Annotated in this window: 18 protein-coding genes; 8 read left to right on the top strand and 10 right to left on the bottom strand. The window is 41.3% G+C overall.

The genetic code is table 11. The annotated features are described in order from the left end of the window. Positions 1-11: 11 nt before the first annotated feature. The 5 genes from IEY67_RS14400 to IEY67_RS14380 form a co-directional block, all read right to left on the bottom strand. A complete protein-coding gene (locus IEY67_RS14400; protein ID WP_122375005.1) occupies positions 12-3,116 on the bottom strand; it encodes a SusC/RagA family TonB-linked outer membrane protein in 3,105 nt (1,034 codons plus the stop codon). A gap of 33 nt (positions 3,117-3,149) precedes the next feature. After that, the gene (locus tag IEY67_RS14395) at positions 3,150-4,436 is read right to left on the bottom strand and encodes an IPT/TIG domain-containing protein (RefSeq protein ID WP_229801076.1); all 1,287 of its coding nucleotides are present in this window, start codon (positions 4,434-4,436) and stop codon (positions 3,150-3,152) included. Positions 4,437-5,276: 840 nt separating this feature from the next. Further along, entirely contained in the window at positions 5,277-6,323 is a 1,047-nt protein-coding gene (mtnA, locus tag IEY67_RS14390) for an S-methyl-5-thioribose-1-phosphate isomerase (RefSeq protein ID WP_122375003.1), read from the bottom strand. 3 nt (positions 6,324-6,326) lie between these two features. Further along, positions 6,327-7,214 carry a hypothetical protein gene (locus IEY67_RS14385; RefSeq protein WP_122375112.1) on the bottom strand — a complete coding sequence of 296 codons (888 nt, stop codon included), beginning with the start codon at positions 7,212-7,214 and terminating at the stop codon, positions 6,327-6,329. Between the two features lie 34 nt (positions 7,215-7,248). Then, positions 7,249-8,103 (bottom strand): hypothetical protein, encoded by an 855-nt coding sequence (locus tag IEY67_RS14380; protein ID WP_183672092.1) that lies wholly within the window; start codon positions 8,101-8,103, stop codon positions 7,249-7,251. A gap of 388 nt (positions 8,104-8,491) precedes the next feature. Here IEY67_RS14380 and IEY67_RS14375 point away from each other — a divergent pair, with 388 nt between their 5' ends. From IEY67_RS14375 to IEY67_RS14355, 5 genes are all read left to right on the top strand, one after another. Continuing rightward, on the top strand, positions 8,492-10,279 hold the full coding sequence (locus IEY67_RS14375; protein ID WP_183672091.1) for an aminopeptidase P family protein: 1,788 nt from the start codon (positions 8,492-8,494) through the stop codon (positions 10,277-10,279). A 21-nt stretch (positions 10,280-10,300) separates the two neighbouring features. Further along, the gene (locus IEY67_RS14370) at positions 10,301-10,825 is read left to right on the top strand and encodes a gamma carbonic anhydrase family protein (RefSeq protein ID WP_122356296.1); all 525 of its coding nucleotides are present in this window, start codon (positions 10,301-10,303) and stop codon (positions 10,823-10,825) included. Next, a complete protein-coding gene (locus tag IEY67_RS14365) occupies positions 10,826-11,998 on the top strand; it encodes a serine hydrolase domain-containing protein (protein WP_183672090.1) in 1,173 nt (390 codons plus the stop codon). A 21-nt stretch (positions 11,999-12,019) separates the two neighbouring features. Continuing rightward, positions 12,020-13,135, top strand: a complete 1,116-nt coding sequence (locus IEY67_RS14360) for a carbohydrate-binding family 9-like protein (RefSeq protein WP_183672089.1) — start codon at positions 12,020-12,022, stop codon at positions 13,133-13,135. A gap of 476 nt (positions 13,136-13,611) precedes the next feature. Next, a complete protein-coding gene (locus tag IEY67_RS14355; protein ID WP_183672088.1) occupies positions 13,612-14,262 on the top strand; it encodes an HAD family hydrolase in 651 nt (216 codons plus the stop codon). Positions 14,263-14,301: 39 nt separating this feature from the next. On the opposite strand, the gene IEY67_RS14350 is transcribed toward IEY67_RS14355, so the two are convergent. The 3 genes from IEY67_RS14350 to IEY67_RS14340 are packed head-to-tail and all read right to left on the bottom strand — an operon-like array spanning position 14,302 to position 16,141. Next, positions 14,302-14,889: a YIP1 family protein gene (locus tag IEY67_RS14350; RefSeq protein WP_122374997.1), complete on the bottom strand. Its 588-nt coding sequence runs from the start codon at positions 14,887-14,889 to the stop codon at positions 14,302-14,304. 2 nt (positions 14,890-14,891) lie between these two features. Next, a complete protein-coding gene (locus tag IEY67_RS14345) occupies positions 14,892-15,170 on the bottom strand; it encodes a DUF2089 family protein (RefSeq protein ID WP_122356308.1) in 279 nt (92 codons plus the stop codon). Positions 15,171-15,172: 2 nt separating this feature from the next. Further along, on the bottom strand, positions 15,173-16,141 hold the full coding sequence (locus tag IEY67_RS14340) for an alpha/beta hydrolase (RefSeq protein WP_183672087.1): 969 nt from the start codon (positions 16,139-16,141) through the stop codon (positions 15,173-15,175). Positions 16,142-16,454: 313 nt separating this feature from the next. On the opposite strand from IEY67_RS14340, the gene IEY67_RS14335 reads away from it, so the two are divergent. Both IEY67_RS14335 and IEY67_RS14330 read left to right on the top strand, forming a co-directional pair. Further along, positions 16,455-17,018 (top strand): Crp/Fnr family transcriptional regulator, encoded by a 564-nt coding sequence (locus IEY67_RS14335; RefSeq protein ID WP_122356395.1) that lies wholly within the window; start codon positions 16,455-16,457, stop codon positions 17,016-17,018. 113 nt (positions 17,019-17,131) lie between these two features. After that, positions 17,132-18,283 carry an acyltransferase family protein gene (locus tag IEY67_RS14330; RefSeq protein ID WP_183672086.1) on the top strand — a complete coding sequence of 384 codons (1,152 nt, stop codon included), beginning with the start codon at positions 17,132-17,134 and terminating at the stop codon, positions 18,281-18,283. Between the two features lie 246 nt (positions 18,284-18,529). Here IEY67_RS14330 and IEY67_RS14325 read toward each other — a convergent pair whose 3' ends face one another. Further along, positions 18,530-19,684 (bottom strand): DUF4934 domain-containing protein, encoded by a 1,155-nt coding sequence (locus tag IEY67_RS14325; RefSeq protein ID WP_183672085.1) that lies wholly within the window; start codon positions 19,682-19,684, stop codon positions 18,530-18,532. Between the two features lie 387 nt (positions 19,685-20,071). On the opposite strand from IEY67_RS14325, the gene IEY67_RS14320 reads away from it, so the two are divergent. Further along, a complete protein-coding gene (locus IEY67_RS14320; protein ID WP_183672084.1) occupies positions 20,072-21,472 on the top strand; it encodes a C1 family peptidase in 1,401 nt (466 codons plus the stop codon). Between the two features lie 76 nt (positions 21,473-21,548). Here the strand turns inward: IEY67_RS14320 and IEY67_RS14315 are convergent, their stop codons facing one another. Continuing rightward, a complete protein-coding gene (locus tag IEY67_RS14315) occupies positions 21,549-22,742 on the bottom strand; it encodes a DUF418 domain-containing protein (RefSeq protein WP_183672083.1) in 1,194 nt (397 codons plus the stop codon). Between the last annotated feature and the right edge of the window lie 16 nt (positions 22,743-22,758).

The following is a 22,758-nucleotide window of genomic DNA, read 5'->3' as shown; positions in this document are numbered from 1 at the left end:
CCTGTTTTTTTTTAGAAATTAACATACATTTGTATCGCATATCTGGCCGGTATGGGATAAACATTCCCGTTTTTACCAGCTTGTTCCGGATCTACCGTCTTTACTTTATCCCAGACACAAAGATTATACCCGACCAATTGCAGGTCTACGGAAGAAATCCCGACATTATTCAACCAGCCTAAAGACTTCAGGTTATAGGTCAGACTTATTTCCTGTAAACGCAAATATTTGGAATTACCTTTCCAGAAAGTCGAAACTTGTGTATTATTCTCATTCTTTCCATAGGTCAGACGAGGAAACATAGCATCCGGATTTTCTGTAGACGGATCTCCCGAATACCAGGCTGGAGTCCATCGGTTTCCCTGGATACCAGCCAATGCCGGAACATTACCCACCACGGCTTTATGGAACGGTATATATCCCATTTCATATACATCATAATTACCATATCCGTCAGGTAAACCTGCTTTATAATAGTCCGTATTACCAGTTCCTTTAAATAACACCGATAAGGTCAGATTTTTATACCTAAACTCACCCCCAAAACCATACATCAAACGTGGATAATCAGAAAAAGATAACGGCACTTTATCGTCTGTCGTTATTTTTCCATCTCCATTAACATCTTTATATTTGATATCACCCGGGCGAACCGTACCGAACTGGGCAGGACTACTTGCCACATCCTGATCATCCTTGAATAACCCTAAAGCAATATACCCTCTCTGTATATTCAATGGATTACCGGCAATACGTTGATATTCGTATTTAGGATATGCCTGCTCCCAATCTTGAACATCATTTGTTGAATAGGTAAAGTTTCCACGAACCGTAAAAGTAAAGTCCTTACCAAACGTTTGTGTATAAGAAATATTCCCATCAGATCCATAACTTCTCATACGTCCGACATTACCAAAAGGCATCGTTATAATGCCCGCAAAATCAGGAACCTGGGTACGCTGTTGGAAAATACCTTCGCGTTGGTCATTAAAGAAGTCCACAACAAAATTCACACGTTCATCAAACAAACGACCTTCAATACCTAAGTCTGCTTTGGTTGATTTTTCCCAAGCCAGATTATCCGCACCGACAATCGACTCGTTTACCCCCCAGGAGTAACGACTTCCCCACCCTGTATTGGCTGTCGAATTGATAATAGTCAAATAAGGAAATCGTTTATCTGAAATACGGTCGTTACCTACTTGCCCGTAAGAGAATCTGAATTTCAGGAAGTTCAACCAAGGCAAAGTTTTTTTCATAAAATCATAGTTTGTCGGAACCCATCCGACCGCACCGGAAGGAAAGAAACCGAATTGTTGTCCCGGACGGAAATTTTCAGAGCCGGTATAACCAAAGTTAGCATCAACGAAATAGGTATCTTTAAAACCATATGTCACACGTCCGGACAACCCTTGATACCTTTTAGGTATCGCATCCATGCTTGTGTTTACATTGTATGTGTCTTTCTCATCACTCATATAGTAGTAGAGTAACCCAGTAAAACGATGATCGTCACCGATCATATTTTCATAATTCACATTCGCTTCAAAATGGTATTTGCGCCATTGTCTCTGATAATTACCAAACATAGCCGCTTCGGAATTGATTTTCTTTACCAGTTTTAACTCCCCGTCGGTGGAACGCCCCACTGCATAATACATATCGGGCAAAACATAACGTGTTTCATCATAGTAACTCTTATTATTTAAAGCACCCTGTATTTTCACTTTCAACCCCTTCAATATCGGTGAAAAATCCTGAGTTAAAGCAAGCGTCACCATATTGGAGTAAGTCTCAGATGTTTTCATCCCCGTATGGTTCAACATCACATAAGGAGAGTACTGGCTACCTGTTCCATAAGCCGGTAACATACCATTAGAATATTTAGTAGGAATCGTAAGCGGAGTCAGAGCAGCTTGCGCATACCACAAATAATCGGTATTCGCCATACCCGGTTCTTTTTTGGAAGTCAAAGTTCCGTCAAGTCCCAAATAGACCTGGGTTGTTTTTGTCACATTAACATCCAGATTTGTTCTATAATTATATGTATTATATCCGGAACCGGCCTTATATTTACTATTCTTATCCTGTTTATAGGCTGCGCCTTCATCGGACATTCCCAAACTAATGAAATAACGGGCAATACTACCTCCTCCTTGTGCATTGATATAATAAGTTTGCTGTAAAGAAGTCTTATTCAATACCTCATTCTGCCAATTTACGTCAGGATATAAATCCGGATCAAGTTGGTATTTGATCAAATCCATTTCCATCGGTGAATATAATGGAGTAGACCCTGATACTACCCGGGCTTCATTGGCTAATTTTGCATAATCATAAGCTCCCAAGTATTCTGGTAAGCGCTTCAATGTAGATACCGTTAAATTTGCACGTGCTGTAATTCTCAAACGGTCCACCGTTCCACGTTTGGTTGTCACCAATACAACCCCATTAGCACCTCTAACCCCATACACTGCTGTTGCAGAGGCATCCTTTAGAATAGAAAAACTTTCAATATCAGCAGGTTCTATATGACTCAAATCGCCTTCCAACCCATCAATAAGTACCAAAGCACTACTGTTAGCACCGAAAGTACTCATACCACGAACCCAGAATTCCGATATATTTTTGCCTGGTTCTCCACTACTTTGTAAAGATATAACTCCGGCAACTCTACCTCCCAGCATGTTGTTGATTGAAGTAGACGGTACTTGCAAATCTTTTGTATCGACAGTTGAAACAGCACTAAGCACACTAATTTTTCGTTGCTTACTCCCCATGGCAGTAACAACGGCCTCCTCCAACTGAACCGATGAAGTCACCATTTTGACAACCAGATTCTTTTCATCTTTTACTACCTGATATTCAAAATTATCATATCCCAGATAGGTAAAAACAATCACATCTCCTTTGCTGGCCTTTACAAAAAATTTACCGTCTATATCCGAAGCCGTACCAACACCCGGACGATCTTTCAAATAGACATTCACCCCGGATAGCGGTTCATTATTGAATGACGGATCAATAATTGTTCCTTGTATCGTAAATGTTTGCTTCTGTGCGACCATAACCATAGCACACCATAGCAACATATGTATGATGAAGAGTTTTTTCATATCATCAATTTTAAACTTGTTTTAATTATTAGATTATTCTATAGCCAATTTACGAACACAATTATTCCTTGCATCGCCGACATAAATAGTACCCTCTTTGTCGATAGCCACCCCTGTAGGATATTGAAATAAAGCATCTTCCGGTGAACCATCCACATATCCTTTTACACCGGCAATACCAATGACAGTACTTACCACACCATCACGTGTGATTTTTCTTATTACATGATTTCCGGCATCAGCGATATACATCACCCCGTCTTCATCAAAGCAGATTTGTTTCGGATCATTAAACATGGCATCTTCCCGTTCTCCATCCTGCCATCCCTTTTCATTTTGAACACCGGCATAAAGTTCATGTTCTTTTGTTTTGATGTTATAACTATATATACAATGTTTAGCCGAATAGCAGATATACAACATATCAGGTTCAAGGGTATCAAAACTAACAAAGCTATCGGAACTACTCAACAAGCCTTCGTCCAACTTTTCTGCAGATTTTGTTCTCGGGTCAAAGCGAACCAGTTGCCCGTTATAAGCACGTGTATAGATTAACCCGTCATTTATATTAGGAGCGACCGAATGCATCCAGTCCAGTGTAAACGCAGGAGTACCTTCCTTAGCCCTGGGTTTAATTCTTTTAGGGGCCCACTGAGTTTCAGGATCAAACTCTATCAATCCCTGGGAACCTTGGTCTAAAGCTACAAAAACAGTTTTGCCTTCTGCATCCGTGGCAGAGGCATTAGGATACGGACAGTTTCCTGAACCCTTAACCAATGTACTGACTACATTCTTTTCTTCATTAATCTGGCGAACTGCATGTCCAAGACGTTCGCTGACAAAAATATTTTTCTCAGCATCCACGCATAAGAACCAGGGTTGATCAAAGGAAGCCTCAGCCAATGTTCCATCAATCATCTCTCCATGCCCATCATCACCTCCCACCGGTTTTCCGGCTATAGTAGAAACAGTAGTTTGTGTTGTATAAGAAAATGTATTTTCAAAAGTAAGAGAGTCTTTTCCTACAACCACAGAAATTTGACATTCTGCTCCGGGTTGCCTCGGAGTAATTACATAAAGCATATTACCGGAGGCACGTACAACTGCCGCCTTTTTGGTATTATAATATACTTTTATCGCTTCCGGATCTGTACCGAAATTCGTACCTTTAATGATCATCTTGGTTGCCATTCCTCCCGAATCGGGATAAAATGTTTCCAGTTTGACAGGAGTATTCGGATCATAGGGTTGTCCACTTCCATTAGTCTTCGTCTTATCATCTGAACAAGAAAAAATGAAGATAAGTAAACAACTTAGCATAAGAGATGGTACATTCTTGGTAACAAATCTCTTGGGTTTGAAATAAATTGTCATAATTGATTACTTTAGATATTTAGGTATAACTTTCTGTTTCAGTATTACATACTGCAATAATCCGGGTTTAATTTTATCCACTCATAGACATTTTTTTAATAGGTTAACAATACATTCACATTGAAGAAACTTTATCCGGCTATTTTGTTTTTCAATTTTTCACATTGGCATCGAGTCCTGCCAGAACTATGGTGATTGCTTATCACACATTCTGATTATCAAAATGAATAAATAATTTACGCTATTAAATTGGAATGTTTTTAATATAAATGTGGACTGATTCAAGCAAGTTTAATCTAAAATACCAGGAATTGGATACAAAACATCTCTACTAACACGGGAACACGTCTGTACAACAAAATTTAACGCACAAATCAGCAAACAAAACAAATAAATTTGCATTTATTGCTTTGTTTTTTATAAATTTAGTTCGTACATTTGCACACGGAGGACATAGTTCTGGCAGAACTACAAATAAGAAGAATTTCAAGGCTTAATTATCAACAATACACTTGCGTTGACAACCTGAAACAGATTAATATACTACTACTCTAATAGGTTACTTTTATCAAATTCAATTAAAGACTTATATGTCTTCTTATTCTACATAAAGAATATTTTTCTTTGAATTCAACAGAAAACAGATCTCTTTTTCTACTCCATTTCTATCGCTTAACAAAATTCCACAAGACACTGACTATAACACAAATAGGTTACTAAAAAGAAACTGACGGAGGCATTGAAAACACTGCGTTCCCACTTATAGCCATACTGAATTATCCACTATTACTCAATTCCTCCATCTACCGGATTAAAAATACCTTTTTCCGTAATGATTGCAGTAATTAATTCATAGGGTGTCACATCAAAAGCCGGATTAAATGTTTTTACATCTTTTGGTGCCATACGATGTATATACCACATTTTTGTTATTTCATCAGGATCGCGCTCCTCAATAACAATGGATTTCCCATCGGGACATTGCATATCGATCGTTGAAGTAGGTCCCAAAACATAAAAAGGAATACCATAATGACGAGCAAGTATAGCCACACCCGATGTTCCAATCTTATTCGCAACATCGCCATTAGCTGCGATCCGGTCGCAACCGACAAGAACAGCTTGCACCCACCCTTTCTGCATAACAGACGAAGCCATATTATCACAGATAAGCGTAACGTCTACTCCAGCCCGATGCAATTCATAAGCAGTGAGCCGTGCTCCCTGCAGCAACGGACGGGTTTCATCAGCAAAAACCTTGAAGCCATAGCCTCTCTCCTCTCCCAGATAAATGGGTGCCAGCGCCGTCCCATATTCGGAAACAGCCAGATGTCCGGCATTACAATGGGTCAGAATCCCCATTCCCGGACGCAACAGCGACAAGCCATATTCACCGATACGCCGACATGCAGCTGCATCTTCCTCACGAATGGCCATCGCCTCCCCATGTAGTAACTCTACCAGGTCAGGCACCGTTGCCGAAACATTATTCAGCACAACTTTCTCCATCCGCTCCAGAGCGGCGACCAGATTGACAGCCGTAGGACGAGCACCTGCCAGATAATTCTTAATACGGTGAAACTCCGTATAAAACTCATCAAACGATCCGGCCTGAATCAGTCTGCTGCACACATATATCCCATAAGCAGCAGCTACTCCTATAGCAGGCGCACCACGTACTTTCAACTTGTAAATCGCATCCCATATTTCCTCTGCCGAAGACAACTCCAAATAACACTCTTCAGCAGGCAACCGGGTTTGGTCCAGAATCACGACAGCATTCAGGTCATCACTGAGACGGACAGTTTTCAAATCAGTTATATTTTTCATCATAAGTTAAAAATGAGGCATATCGGGCATATCAAGCGACGGTGTTTTTGTTGCCAGCAATATAACGGTAGTCAATCCGGCAGCACCCAAAGCCACCGCCCCCCAAATCCATCCGATGCGTCTACTTCTATAATCGCAATTATAGAAAAAATTTCCGGACTCATCCCGCCAGGCCTGAAAGTTAGAGGGGGCCAGATTACCCGCTTTTACCAATTCTGACAAATAGAAAGAAGTCTCATAATAAGAATAATGACGTTCCCGTCCATTTTCTCCTCCGGTAAAAAAAGCAAGAAAACTTCTTAACTGTAAAGGACTATTACTTTCCCTGAATTTTTTTGCTTTCAAACGGGCATGACTACCGTCCGCTTTTGCAAAACGCTGGTCGATCAGCTCTTCACGTGATATTATATCGAAAACCAATTTATTCAATGTCAGATCGGATGATTCGATCTGGGCACGGGGTGGTACAAACTCGATCCCTTTAGGAACCTGCATCTCTCCGGAGAAAGTACCACGCGAACGACTGCTTACCGAGCCGTACTGCCGATCCCAGTTATAGGTGCTCCCATATGAAGAAGACTCGGTAACTCCTTCAATAGGAACAGCGTCCTTACAGTAACTCGTAGCTCTCCCGTTTACTATTAAAGCTGAACGCTCCCAATCGACAAATAAAGGCTCATCCAGCTTATTTTGAATAATAACCGAAACGGGACCATCCTCTCCGTAAAAACTATAGATAATGCACACGCTATCATTCTCGATCACAAAGTCATTATTGACATTATAACTTCCGGACCGGTCATTAGAGGCCAGTGTCGAATAATAATAAGATGAACAGCTGCTTAACCCAAACAGGATTCCACATGCATAAACTAAAAATATCCACTTCCTCATATCCTCCATTTTTTTCAACTCTCCTTCAGGCAAATCAATATGAATTAGGAGTTAACGTCGATTCAATGACAATACCTGCAGCTCCGATAGCAACAGCACCGACAATCAATCCGGCATCGGCCCCCTTCACGTTATGTACATAGAAAAAGTCTCCGGCCTGTTTTTTCCCTGCATCGAAAGAAGCCGGTGATACATTTCCGGTCTTTATCAATTGGGAAACATAAAAACTACTTTCAAAAGTAGAGTATTTTCTTTTTCCATTATCCTGATCTGCCGTATAAAGACTTAAATAACTTCTGAAAGCCAAAGGAGTATCTTCCTCTGTAAATTTTTTCACTCTTACAGTTACCACACTGGAATTAGACTTAGCAAATTTCTGTCTGGTATACTGATCTTTCGGAATCCGGTCAAATGGGAAATTCGACAACCTCAAAGGTGTAGATTCCACTTTCGATTTCGGAGGAATAAAACTTACCCCTTTAGGCAATGCGATCTCCCCGGCAAACGAACCTGCGGAATAACCATCTGTTATGCTGTAATTTCTGTTCCATCTATATGCATCTCCGGAATAACTGGATTCAGTCTGCCCCTGAATAGGTGCTTTTTCCTGATAATAACTGGTAGCCACATCGTCGATTATCAAGGCAGAACGTTGCCAGTCCACAAACAGTGGCTCATCCATCTTGTTGTACACAGTTATAGATATAGGTGCATCTTCACCGTAAAAACAATAAGAAATAAACACACTGTCATTTTCTATGACAAAATCTCTGTTACCATTCTTCTCACCTATCGTATCATTCGATTCCAAAACAGAATAATAGTACGAAGAACAGGAGCTCAAACTAAACAGAGCCACTACACTCAAAACAAACAATATCCTTTTCATGATCATTCGATTAAGTAAAGTCCAACAAATATATTATTTTTATTTAAAATTACCTATCCTTCTGCCATAGAAACGAATGCGACCTGCACTTTTCTTTATTGGCTTGCCCTGCTACCCGTCAGTAACATTCTTTATATTTAAGACATTCAATGCACAAAAACCCCTATTACATATTATCTAAATATACTTATCGCAAAACAAATAATACACCCCAAACAGCGGTTTCACTTCCAATACTTCCCCCAACTTCTTTGTTTGCAAATTAAATATTCAGTAAATGTCACAACTTATAGCTCAGAATATACAGGTATTTCCCAAGTGAAGAAAAGGGTTTCTCCGATATTTTATTAACTTTGCCAATAGTAATGTTGACTAAAACAATAATGCGATGAAAACAAACATTCCGGAACGTATTGCCGCGCTTAGAGAGGCAATGAAAGAAAAAAATATAGATGCTTACATCATCCCCAGTTCAGATCCGCATCTGAGCGAATATCCTGCCGACCGCTGGAAATCGCGTGAATGGATATCAGGATTTGACGGTTCTGCCGGCACAGTGGTCATAACGGCCGATAAAGCCGGGTTATGGACTGATTCCCGCTATTTTTTACAAGCTGGTATTCAACTGGAAGGCTCCGGTATCGAACTATATAAGATGGCCTTACCGGAAACTCCGACAATCCCGGACTTTCTGCTGCATGAAATGCAGAACGGGCAAACGGTCGGACTGGACGGACAAACCTACAGTGTTGCCGATGCCACCCAACTGGAAAGAACGCTAAATCGGAAAGGGATCAAACTGGAAGCATCTTACGACCTGATCGACCTTGTATGGAAAGACCGACCGGCTATCCCCGGCAATCCGTTATTCGAAATGCCGGTAGAACTGAGTGGAAAATCGGTTCGTGAAAAGCTGGATGAGATCAACAACCTATTACGCAAACAAGGTGCCGACAGCCTTATCATTGCCGCCCTCGATGAAGTTGCCTGGACATTCAATATACGCGGGACAGATGTTACGTACAATCCTGTCGTAATCAGTTACGCATTTGTATCCGAAGACGAAAGTGTACTTTTCATCAATCCCGGAAAGATCACGGCAGAAGCAGCCGAACATCTAAAAAAAGAAGGAGTGGTCCTCGCCGACTATACGATGATACAAAAATATCTTTCCCGGCTTCCGGAAAAGAGTTCCGTATTCATCGACCCGGCAAAAACAAACCTGTCGCTTTACAATGCACTGCCCAAAGGATGTACCATCGTTGAAGACATCACACCGGCAAACCACCTGAAAAGTATCAAGAACGAAACTGAAATAAAAGGATTCCGCAATGCCGTAGTAAAAGACGGTATTGCATTGACCCGTTTCTACATTTGGCTGGAAAAGAAATTAGCTGCAGGAGAAAAAGTAACCGAACTCAGCGCATCCGACAAACTAACGGCTTTACGAGCCGAACAACCGCAGTATATCATGGACAGTTTTGAAACGATCTGCGGATATGCTGCCCACGGAGCAATTGTCCATTATGCAGCCACACCAGAAACCGACGCGGAAATAAAAGCGGACAATATGCTTCTGATGGACTCCGGCGCCCAATATCTGGACGGGACTACCGATATCACCCGTACAATCGCCCTGGGAGAACCGACGGAGCAAATGAAAAAAGATTTTACCCGTGTATTAAAAGGAACGATCGGAATTGCCAAATGCAAATTCCCTGCAGGAGCGAAAGGCGTACAACTGGATATTCTCGCCCGGAAAGCATTATGGGATGCAGGCATTAACTACCTGCACGGAACAGGTCACGGGATCGGTCATTGTCTGAACGTACATGAAGGTCCTCAGAGTATCCGTATGGAGGCAAATCCCATACCTCTGAAACCGGGTATGGTGATCAGTGATGAACCGGCCATGTACCGGACCGGAGAATACGGTATCCGGACAGAGAATATGGTGCTTGTCCGTGAAGACAGCGAAACGGAATACGGTAAATTCTACGGATTCGACACACTCACTTTGTGCTATATAGACACAAAACTGATCATTGTCCCGATGTTGTCAGTCAGAGAACGTGCCTGGATAAACAAATATCACCAGATGGTGTACGACTTGTTAAGCCCACATCTGAATGAAGATGAAAAAGCGTGGTTAAAAGAGAAAACAACAGAAATTTAATCAATTGTCAACTATAAAATTATGGCATTAATAAAATCAGTAAGAGGCTTTACCCCGAAAATCGGTAAAGACACATTTTTAGCAGACAACGCCGCTATTATCGGCGATGTCGAAATAGGAGACGGTTGCAGCATCTGGTTCGGAACCGTTCTCCGGGGCGACGTAAACTCAATCCGCATAGGAAACGGAGTCAACATACAAGACGGCTCCGTACTACATACGTTATATGAAAAATCGACTATAGAGATCGGCGATGACGTCTCGGTCGGGCATAATGTGACGATACATGGAGCCAAAATATGCAACGGAGCCCTGATCGGAATGGGGTCGGTTGTACTCGACCATGCAGTGATCGGTGAAGGGGCTATCGTAGCTGCCGGCTCGGTTGTTCTGAGCAAAACCATAGTCGAACCGGGTAGTATTTATGCCGGTGTCCCTGCTAAATTCGTAAAGAAGGTAGATCCGGAACAAGCCAAAGAGATCAACCAGAAGATTGCAAAAAACTACCACATGTATTCAAGTTGGTATAAAGAAGATTCAGAATAAATGAAAAAGACAGGATGGGCAATACTACTGGCTCTATGTTGTATCGGAGGCTATCTGGTATTGCCCTCCAATTATTACCTGCGACGCGCTCTTATTCACCTGCTCCCGGAGATCGACCAGTATCCGATCTTTGAAAACCGGACGGTGAAGGCCGGCAACCCGCAACCTTGGCCGGAATCGAAAGCATACAACAAACTATCCGTTCCGGAAAAATTCCAGCCTGTTTTTGAGGATCTGGGAACTGTAGCCTTTGTCATTATCAAAGACAGCACCTTACTTTTCGAACAATACTGGGAAGATTACTCTCCGCACTCGCGCAGCAACTCGTTTTCCATGGCTAAAAGCATAGTCTCACTGGCTATAGGATGCGCCATAGACGACGGCTTCATCAAAAATGTAGACCAACCTGTCAACGACTTCTATCCCGAATTCAAAGGATACAATGGCAAAGCCCTGACGCTACGCCATTTGCTGACAATGAGCGCAGGTGTCGACTTCGACGAGGCCTATTCTTCCCCCTTCTCTCCCACCACCAAACTGTATTACGGAGATGATCTGCAACAGATCGCTTTGGGAATGAAAGAAATCGAAGAACCTGGCATCCACTTTATTTATCAGAGTGGCGTAACGCAGTTACTCGCCCTTATCGTAGAAAAAGCGACCGGAGAGAACATCAGTTCATACGTTTCAAGAAAACTATGGACTCCGCTAAACGCAGAAGAAGATGCTCTTTGGAGTCTGGATAAAAAGGACGGTATCGAAAAAGCATATTGCTGCTTCAACAGCAATGCCCGCGACTTCGCCCGCTTCGGACAACTAATCTTAAACAAAGGGAACTGGAACGGAAAACAACTCGTTTCCGAATCCTATATAAAAGAAGCTACGACTCCCGACACTAATCTGATATTCAAAGAGTACAATGAAACGAACCACTGCTACGGCTTCCAGTTCTGGCACCTGACTTACAAGGATATGGAAATCCCTTACATGCGAGGAATTCTCGGGCAATATGTCTTTGCCATTCCGAAATTGAATGCCGTCGTCGTACGCCTGGGGCATAAACGCAGCGATACACGTACCGCCCAACATTACCCGGATGATATAGATACATGGCTGGGAGCTGCTATCGAAATAATACAAAAGTCAACAAATAATCAGAGAGAATCAGAATAAACATACTAAATTAAACAACAAATGAAGAAAACAGTTTTTACTGCACCCATGGTAGCATTGTTACTCCTTTCTTGTGCACAAGCGCCACAGGAGAAAGGAAAAGAGATCACTTACACGCCGCAGGCTCCTTACAATCCTCCGACGTATGTATGCTACAAAGCTCCGGCTCCGATCAAGATAGACGGTAAACTGTCTCCCGAAGAATGGGATGCTATTCCCTGGACAACCGAGTTTGTAGACATCGAAGGAGACAAACGCCCCAAACCACTTTTGCAGACACGGGCTAAAATGACTTACGATGACAATGGTATGTATTTTGCCGTCCTGATGGAAGAGCCTCATGTATGGGCTACGATCACAGAACATGATGCCGTAATCTATCAGGATAACGACTTTGAAATATTCCTCAATCCGACAAACGATACACATAATTACCTGGAATATGAGGTAAATGCGTTAGGCACAGAATGGGATCTGTTCCTGAGCAAACCCTACCGTGACAATCCGCAAGTATTGAACAACTGGGAATTTGCCGGTATGAAATCGGCCGTCTACGTGGATGGCACATTAAATAACCCGAAAGACACCGACAAATCCTGGAGCGTAGAAGTATTTATCCCCTGGTCATCGATCTATCAGGTAGCGAGAGGTAAAAAAGGACCTGTCGACGGTGAACATATCCGTACAAACTTCTCACGTGTGGAATGGACTACAGAGGTACAGGATGGCAAGTACGTAAAAGTCCCCATTAAAGGTGAAGACAAAATACGTGAATATAACTGGGTATGGGCTCCGACCGGAGTGATCAATATCCACATGCCGGAATACTGGGGATTTGTACAGATATCCGATAAGGTTGCGGGAACCGGAGAAACTCCGTTTGTTACAGACCCGAACGATGAAGTGAAGTGGCTTCTGCGCAACCTGTATTACCGTCAGAATGAGTATGCTGCGACATTCGGTGAGTATGCTCCTTCCGTAGCGGCTCTCAAACCGGAAGAATTATGTCCGGCAGAACAAGCCAAACAGATCAGCCTGTTCAACACTCCTTCCATGTATGAAATCACATTACCCGGCACAGATGGAAATGTATGGCATATCAGACAGGATGGAATGGTTTGGGCTTCTAAAAAATAATTAAACCTACTTTTCCCTTGATGGAAAAGTAGCCAAAAGATCAAGGCTACACCTGCCTCGCTACTCCGCATCCTGCGTTCGCTGTCGCCTCCGAAACTCGCTGCGCTCAAACAACGGATGCTCCGGACGCTCTCTCCGGATGCTGCGCTTTACGCTCACCAGCTGAGGCCTTTCATAGAACGCAAAGCGTTCTTTTGTGATTGCCGACACTGCCTGTTAAAACAGAAAGTACTGTTCATAGTATATAATTATCAGTGTCGGCAATCCTAAGAGGAAGCGGAGCTTCCTGGGAAAGGCCTAAACGGGTGAACGTCCGCGAAGGGGGAAGACGAAGCGATTAAAAAAATCCGTTGTCTGAGCGTAGCGAGTTTCGGATTTTTCAGCAGAGTCTTTCACCGAAGCAGTGAAGCCGATTAAGCCTTGATCTTTTGGTTACTTTTCTATCAAGAGAAAAGTAACATACAAATAGGATAAAAATGAAACAATATAAATATCTTCTTTTTGACCTCGACGGTACCATTACCGACTCAGAGACCGGAATCACCCGATGCGTTGCATATGCATTAAATTATTTTGGTATTCAGGTAAACGACCTACGGGAATTATCCCCTTTTATCGGACCGCCTCTTCTGGATTCGTTCAAAGACTTTTACAACTTCACGGATGAACAGGCGACCGTTGCCGTTGCCAAATACAGGGAAAGATATGCCGACAAAGGCATTCTGGAAAATGAATTATATCCGGGAATCGAAGAACTACTAGCAGATGCACAAAAAAACGGTAGAACTGTGATACTGGCTACTTCCAAGCCGGAAATATTTGCCAAACGTATCCTCGATCATTTCGGGTTGAGCGACTATTTTTCTTTTGTTGCCGGTAGTGGCCTGGATGGCTCTCTTCACACAAAAACAGATGTGATCAACTATATCTTACAATCCAATCAAATAACCAATCTGGAGTCTGTTGTGATGATAGGCGATCGGAAACACGATATCATCGGAGCCAAAAACGTAGGGATCGACTCTATCGGCGTCTTATACGGCTTCGGAGATTATAAAGAACTTTCAGATGCCGGAGCAGATCATATTGCGGAAAATATTCCGGCACTCCGTAAATTACTCTTATAGCAGTAATTTACGGATTAAAAGATATTTTTTCCATTGATATTAATAACACAGACCGATCAGGTAACGGCAAAGAATATCACCACCAAACACGGCTACACAGTAGAGAATACCCAACGAATACCCCTTCAGATTACAAGAGACCTTCAGTGCTTTGAACATCCAGACCAATACCCAGACCAGAAATATAACTCCGATCAATGAAAGCCATACTCCTACCAGGAAACCAGGTTGTGCCAACAATTCTGTCGGCGGCACATTCATATCCACTTTTGCCAGATTCTGCATCGGAGGCAACATATTGAACAAATTCATAAAGATGAAAGGGATCTGGGCAAAAGCAACTGTCCCCAACACATCGATCACCCTGATCCGGGAACGCGACAAGATCAACCCTCCGAGATAAAACAAAGTAGCCGGCACCATCCAAACAACCAGATGTTCGACAGCGTAACACCACCAGGCCGGATTCGGTGCCGGACCGAAATGCAATAAACCATGATAATGCCATCCGGAAAGATAGCTGATAACCGTGGATACGACCATTCCTAAAAGCCCCCACCCCAGCGCCTGAAAACCGGCAATCCATTCAAACGGATTAATCAGAAAATTCAACCATTGTCTTTTCATAACTATTCAATCTTATTTAATTTATCAATCAGATCATCCAATATATTCCTAACAGTAGGATAACTCACTCCCATATTCTTCGCCATATCTTTCAAGCTGCCACTCGACTTGATAAAATCAACGATAAATAACTGCTCCTTCTCGGTCAACCTTGCCAGAAGAGGCAGTTCAAAGTTCCCGCAAACCTCCGTATCACATTGTTCGCAAAAGAGCCGTCCCACTCTCAGAGGAGAATCACAGGCCGGACACTGCAACGGCAAACGTTTTCTGACTTCTCCCATAATCACTTCTGTTCCTTTATAAACGTACCCAATGACGAAAGCAAAACTGCATTAACCGGTAAAGAAGGATTTGTATAGACTGCCATCTGCTTCTGGGGATCGGTCGTATCACAATCTTTCAATACATGGTTCATCTTTTCAATTAAAAGAAGCTTTGCCGAAGGAGAAGCCTTCTTCAACAGTTCCGCATCCTCTACGAGAACCTGTATATCGGTTTTACCCTGCACGATTAGGCTCGGTATCGTTAATTCCTTGATTATCTGTTGAGGATTATATTTATACCATGATATCATATAAGGTTGAACCGATTGCCTGAACAGCGCTTCCATTCCAAACGGAACATTCGCCACCAATTTACCCTGTCGCAACGAATCATTGATAGCGGCTACTATATTCCGGACCGATTCCGGTTGGGAAGACAACTGCTTTTCTATTATTTCATAAGCCGGTCTCCCCGCTCCGGCTAACGACACAAAGGCTTTTACTTTCGGATTATTACGGCATGCCAACATCCCGATCAACGATCCTTCACTATGCCCGATCACCGTAATACCGGTAAAGCGCGAATCTTTTTTCAAATAATCGATCCAACCTTTTACGTCATTCACATAGTCTTCGAAACGCAAGTCTGCCTCTCTCTTTCCTGCCGAAGCACTGGAAGCTATTCCCCGCTTATCGAAACGAAGAGAAGCAATCCCCTGCTTTGCCAAATCTTCGGCAAGGTATCTCAAAGAGTTGTTCGTCATCTGCCCAACGGCAGAATTACCATCCATATCGGTCGGGCCTGATCCGGCAATCAATAAAACAACAGGAAAAGACTTCATTCCCGGAGGAAGAAGTAGTTTTCCATGAATATCTCCGCTTTGAGTATTCAAGGTCACTCCCTGACCGGTCAATGGTTGCAACTGCCCGAAACAAGTCAGAAATACAAAAGAGAAAAAGACGCTGAATAATAATTTCATCTGTTTCATATTATTACCTTCCTAAAAAGTTATCCGGACAAATATAGAAATTATATTGAATAAAATTCAATCATATATAAACTTTATTCAACTATTTATAAACATAATTCATCCACAAATAGAAATAGAGCAATGAATCTAAATAAACAGGAGGACCAAACGCTATACATCAAATACGGTCTGAAGTCTGTTTAATATCCTTCTTATTTAGATTGATTAATCTACTTTATCACCTTTTCTATGAAAATATCTCCCCAACAGGAGAAATGTTGCATTATTCCTCTTATTTTTGCATGTGATGGAAAATAATCAAGAATTTCTTATGGTAAATATTATTGACAAGATAAACTCTTCATATCCAATTTCCGATACAACGATACAAACATTGAAAGAACATGTCACTTTATGTCATTTCCCTAAAAAGCATCAACTGATAAAAGCTAATATGTTTTGCAAATCGGCTTACTTTATAGAGAAAGGAATGACCCGCTCCTTCTGGTTGGTAAACGGAGAGGAAATAACCACCTCTTTCGCCTATGAAGGAAGTATTGTCTTTAGTATGGATGAGTTGTACTATAATAAGGTAAGTGAAGAGTTTGTAGAAACGCTTGAAGAAGTAGTAGCCTATCAAATATCACTGGCCGATTTGCTACAGCTTTTTCAAACCAATATCGAACTGGCCAACTGGGGAAGAGTCATTCATCAGAACGAATACAGGCGTTTGCACCGCTCACATAAAGAACGTCTTACCTTGTCAGCAAAGGAGAGATTTGAGGAATTCAAACAACAATTTCCCGAAGTGTATCAGCGTGTACAATTGGGCTATATTGCCTCCTACCTGGGGATAACCTCATCTACACTCAGCCGGATCAGAGCCCAGAAATAATCTTTATCCGGTACTATTTGACGTAGGACAAATTTTAGGACGCATAAGTTTTATAATTTTGGAGCTTCATAAGTTACACGTAATAATAATAATCTAAATAACAAACTCTTATCATGCAAAACATCTCTTCTGCTGCATTCACAGACAGTAAACCTCATTACGATCTTCTCGACGGATTAAGAGGGGTGGCAGCACTTTTAGTCGTATGGTATCACGTGTTCGAAGGCTACGCTTTTGCCGGAGGCACTACCATCGATAGTATCAATCACGGCTATCTGGCTGTGGATTTCTTCTTTATCCTATCCGGTTTCGTTATTGGTTATGCGTATGACGACCGCTGGTCAAAAACGCTAACCATGAAAGATTTCTTTAAACGCCGTTTGATCCGTCTTCATCCGATGGTTATCATGGGAGCGGTTCTGGGTGTTATCTCTTTCCTGATTCAAGGCAGTGTAAAATGGGACGGGACACATGTCTCTATTTCCTTGGTCATGCTATCCCTGCTTTGTTCATTGTTCTTCATTCCCGCCATACCGGGAGCCAGTTATGAAGTCAGAGGAAATGGCGAAATGTTCCCGCTGAACGGTCCCAGCTGGTCGTTGTTTTTCGAGTATATCGGTAATATTCTTTATGCCCTGTTCATTCGCCGTTTATCAACCAAGGCATTGACTGTAGTCGTCTTTTTGATGGGAGCAGCACTGGCAGCATTCGCCACCCTCGACGTATCCGGTTACGGTAACATCGGAGTCGGGTGGACATTGGATGGCGTGAATTTTGTAGGCGGATTATTACGCATGCTCTTCCCCTTTTCAATGGGTATGCTTTTATCCCGTAACTTCAAGCCCATCAAGGTGAGAGGCGCATTCTGGATCTGTTCGATCATATTACTGGGGTTGTTCTCTGTACCATTCGTGGAAGGGACAGATCCGATTTCTATGAACGGACTTTATGAATCATTTTGTATCATCCTGATTTTCCCTATCCTTATCTGGGTGGGAGCATCGGGAACCACTACCGATACGAAATCGACAAAGATATGTAAATTCCTGGGAGACATTTCTTTCCCTCTTTATATCATACATTATCCTGTGATGTACCTGTTCTATGCCTGGTTGATCGACAAAGAACTTTACACGCTCGCAGAGACCTGGCAGGTAGTCTTGGGTGTTTGTATATTGAATATAGTTTTGGCTTACCTATGCCTGAAACTATATGACGAACCGGTTAGAAAATGGCTGAGTAAGAAGTTCCTCGCTAAGAAATAAGTATCACAAACATATTCCGTAAATTACTTCAACAAAAGTAATTTACGGAATATATAAATATGTCTTAACAAGCATAAGATTATTTTATTTGGAGATCACTATTTACAATAGCAACCGTATCACCGGGAAGTCCAACTATTCGTTTTGCAATTAATACCTTGGGTTACTATCCGAGTTAAAAACAGCAATATCGTATATAGAAGGTCTTTTTAAGACCACCATCCGATGATATCCCCAATCATTTTTTCATTTCAATTGATACAAGAACAGTATTGGATTATCTTCTTCTTTTACACTCAACACAAATTTTCGCTGCTCTTCATTCAATTTAGACTTACCATTCTGTATCCATTCTTTTTGCGTATCAAACATATATGAAGAGTAAACACACGCAAAAATACCATTCGTATTATCTATAGGAAAATTATGTTTTGTATCTGTAGGAAGGAGTGGATTTTTAATATAATCTATTTTCTGTATCTCACTCATTTCCTTATCAATAATATAAATTCCAATATTTGTATTTATAAGCATGTATTTTTCACCATCTGATATATTAAATAAACAATAGATATATCTCTTCTCCCGTGCTAATTCGTGCAATTGATCAGGGGTCTCAATCCCATCAAATATATTTTCGGGAAGATTATGTTGTTTAAAATCTATACAGTATTGCTGACTGACAACACCATCTTTAATTTCATATATCGAATTATCAAAACGTCGAACATAATGAATAGTGGAATTTTTTGTAAAGCAATTTCCAGGTGCCATCAAATTTATACCCGGATTCGGCAATAAGGGTAACTGATATGATACTATATTTCCTTTCTTATTTAAAACTATTACTTGTGAGTTTTCTAATTCCGGATGAAATGGATTATCTACATATATATACTCGTTGTCTGAAGCAATTTGCATATACAAAGTATTAAAATAGTTTTCCTTTATAAATTCCCCCTCATAATTGAAGTACATTATTTTTTCAGGTCTATCACAAAGCAATACGATTTGTTTTTCTTTCGTATCGACAAAAAAATCGGATAGTTGAGCATATTCTCCCGGACCTTGGCCTATTTTACTTATTTGGTTTACATAGTTTCCTTCTTTATCAAAAATGACAATTTTAGATAAAGATCCGTCAAAAAAGAAGTACATGTCCTCATCAACACAGATACGATCTATATACTTAAGTAAGGAATTATCATTTGTTTCCAATCTAATGGTGTCAATAAAAGTCACATACCTTTCATCCAGATCTATCTTTTCTTTATCATTGAAAGTTATATATACTGAGTCAGAATCACTCCGCTTTATTACAGTTTTCCGACAACTGATAACAAAAAACAAAGAAAAGAATAGAATTGAATAACTGAAAATAGAAAATTTCATCTTCCCCATTATTATTTATGTATACAAGATTGTTTTTCAAGACATCCGTCAAATATAAACACTAAATTTGATAAAAATATGTATTTCTTTAACACATATCTTCAAATTAACATTTGTTACAACAACTGTCACAATAAATAGGGATTAAACTATACAAACCTACTACTTAAGCAAACGATTATAGCAAGCATTAGTGTATCAAATTCCGACACTACCTAAATATAACATTCTACAACATTAGTAATATTGTTTTCAAACAAACAATTAAAAACAGTAAATTTTACCAAAGTTATCAGAAAATACATATATTATTTTTCTTTTACCATATCTAGTCATTCCAATTTGTATCCCTTATCTTTGTAACAAATTAAATACATAACATAAACGAACTATATCATGAAACGAAACAACCTATGGATAACAGCCCTTGCACTGGGTATTACGTTATCCGCCTTCGGACAGCAAACCAGCGGAGGAATTTCTCCGGAAATGCTGCAACAGATCAAACAATCGTACAAAGGGACTCCTACCGACAAGGCTATTCATAACGCCATCAGTAATAACGATATCAACAAACTGGCGGTAAATGCAGAAAGTAAAAATAATTTCGATACTTATTTCTCCAATAAAGTAGACAGCAAAGGGATTACCAACCAGAAATCATCCGGCCGTTGCTGGCTATTTACCGGTCTGAACGTATTTCGTGCACAGGCGATCGCAAAGTACAATATGGGAGATTTTCAATTCTCGCAGAATTACTCCTTCTTCTGGGACCAGCTGGAAAAAGCCAATCTGTTCCTGCAAGGGATTATCGACACACGCGAAAAGCCGATGGATGACAAAATGGTGGAATGGCTATTCAAAAATCCGCTTAGCGACGGAGGACAGTTCACCGGAATATCCGATATTCTGGGTAAATATGGCGTAGTTCCGTCTGACGTAATGGTAGAAACCAATAGCAGTGAAAGTACAGGAAGAATGGCTAATCTGATCAGCCTTAAATTGAAAGAGTTCGGCCTGCATCTGCGCGACCAGTCTGCCAAAGGGAGTAAAGTAGCCGCACTGGAAAAGAGTAAAACCGAAATGCTGGGAACTATTTACCGGATGCTGGTCCTCAACCTGGGTGAACCGCCTACGAAATTCACTTGGACACGTAAAGATGCACAAGGCAATCCGGTTGAAACCAAAGAATACACTCCTAAATCATTCTTCGATGAATATATCGGCAAAGACCTGACAAACAATTATGTCATGTTAATGAACGATCCGAGCCGTGAGTACTACAAGTTATATGAGATCGATTTCGACCGCCACCGTTATGACGGAAAGAACTGGACTTACGTAAACCTTCCGATCGAAGATATCAAAGAAATGGCTATCGCCTCCATCAAAGACAGCACAATGATGTATTTCTCTTGCGACGTGGGTAAATTCTTCGACCGTGAACGTGGTCTGCTGGACGTGAACTATTACGACTACGGCTCACTGATGGGAACTACTTTCGGCATGGATAAGAAACAACGTATCCAAACATTCGCCAGCGGATCGTCACATGCCATGACCCTGATGGCCGTCGATCTCGATGCTAACGGCACACCAAAAAAATGGATGGTCGAAAACAGCTGGGGACCGGGTGCCAACAGCGGCCACCTGATCATGACCGACGAATGGTTCAACGAATATATGTTCCGTCTGGTAGTCGACAAGAAATATATCACCGACAAAGTAAAAGACGTTCTCAAACAAACACCGACCCGCCTCCCGGCCTGGGACCCGATGTTTACAGACGAATATTAATAGTTGTATTCTGGAACATAGAAAAATAACCCCGACAAACCTGGTCTGTCGGGGTTATTTTTTCTACACTCTCTAATTACTTCTTTTTATTGTTTTTACTGCCTATCCAGGTTCCTTGTTTCCATAAATACTCCAATGGACCTTGTTTATGGCACGACAACCAGTAACGGCTGAATACCCATTGAACGGTGAAAATAGCCAGTCCGATAAGCAAAGTCTCCGTAGCTCCGGTAACACGATACAACCCCAAGCCAAATCCATAATAAATACACACACCTATTATAGACTGCGAAATATAGTTGGTCAGGCTCATACGTCCGTAAGGGATAATAAACTTCTGCCAGTTACCCCCATTCTCCTTTTTGAACCAAATCAGCACAAAGGCCGAAACCAGGATCAGCATAAAGGCAAAATTGCCAAGAGATTGAGTTATTATCTTATAAGGAAGCAATACGGATGGATTATCTATATGTTCGGGGACAAAAACCCGAAGCAGATACAACGGAACGAATGCCAATATACCTATGCCTAAGACACGTTTCCAAAAGCCAATCGTACGGTCGTTCCTGATGAAAGAGCCATTACGTCCTAACAACATTCCAAACATAAACAAGGCCGATGTCTGAAACAACCGTCCATTTTCTACCTGCCAGAAGTTGCTATACAATTGTCCGTCCCATATGTTACTGCGCAAGACCTCCCAAAAAGAACCATTCATAGTCACTCCTCCTACCCGTTCCGAATAGATCATGAATCTATTCCCGACAGCGACATAATCCGGATCAGATAACGCATACAACATCCTGCCCCATTCAAAAGGTTGAAGCAACAGAAAGATGGCGATCCAAAAAACAATTTTATCTTTCAATTTACACACCGGAATAAGGACAAAACCTGCAACGGCATAGAGTACCAGAATATCACCGTTATAAAATAAAGCATGAAGTTGGGCAAACAGAAACAACAGAACTAACCGCCAGGCAAAACGTCCCCGAAAATCTAGCCCTTTTTGTTCCGCATGATGAAACTGAATATAGAAGCTGAAGCCAAAAAGCAAGGAGAAAGTAGCATAAGCCTTTCCACTAAACAGAAAGAAAAAGCTATCCCACATCCATTTGTCCAGAACCTGCAACCAGGCCGGCTGAAACTCCGGAATGAAATAAATATTATAATGTTCAAGATTATGCAATAACACAATAGCCAACAAAGCAAAGCCGCGAAGCGCATCTACAACATTCAAGCGTTCGGATTTTTGAATAGTATGTATCATTTCTTATTTATGTATC

It is taken from the genome of Parabacteroides faecis (genome assembly GCF_014647375.1).
In the GTDB taxonomy this organism is placed as follows: domain Bacteria; phylum Bacteroidota; class Bacteroidia; order Bacteroidales; family Tannerellaceae; genus Parabacteroides; species Parabacteroides faecis.
The sequence above is the reverse complement of the archived record's forward strand: the minus strand, read 5'-3'. Positions and strand labels throughout refer to the sequence as shown.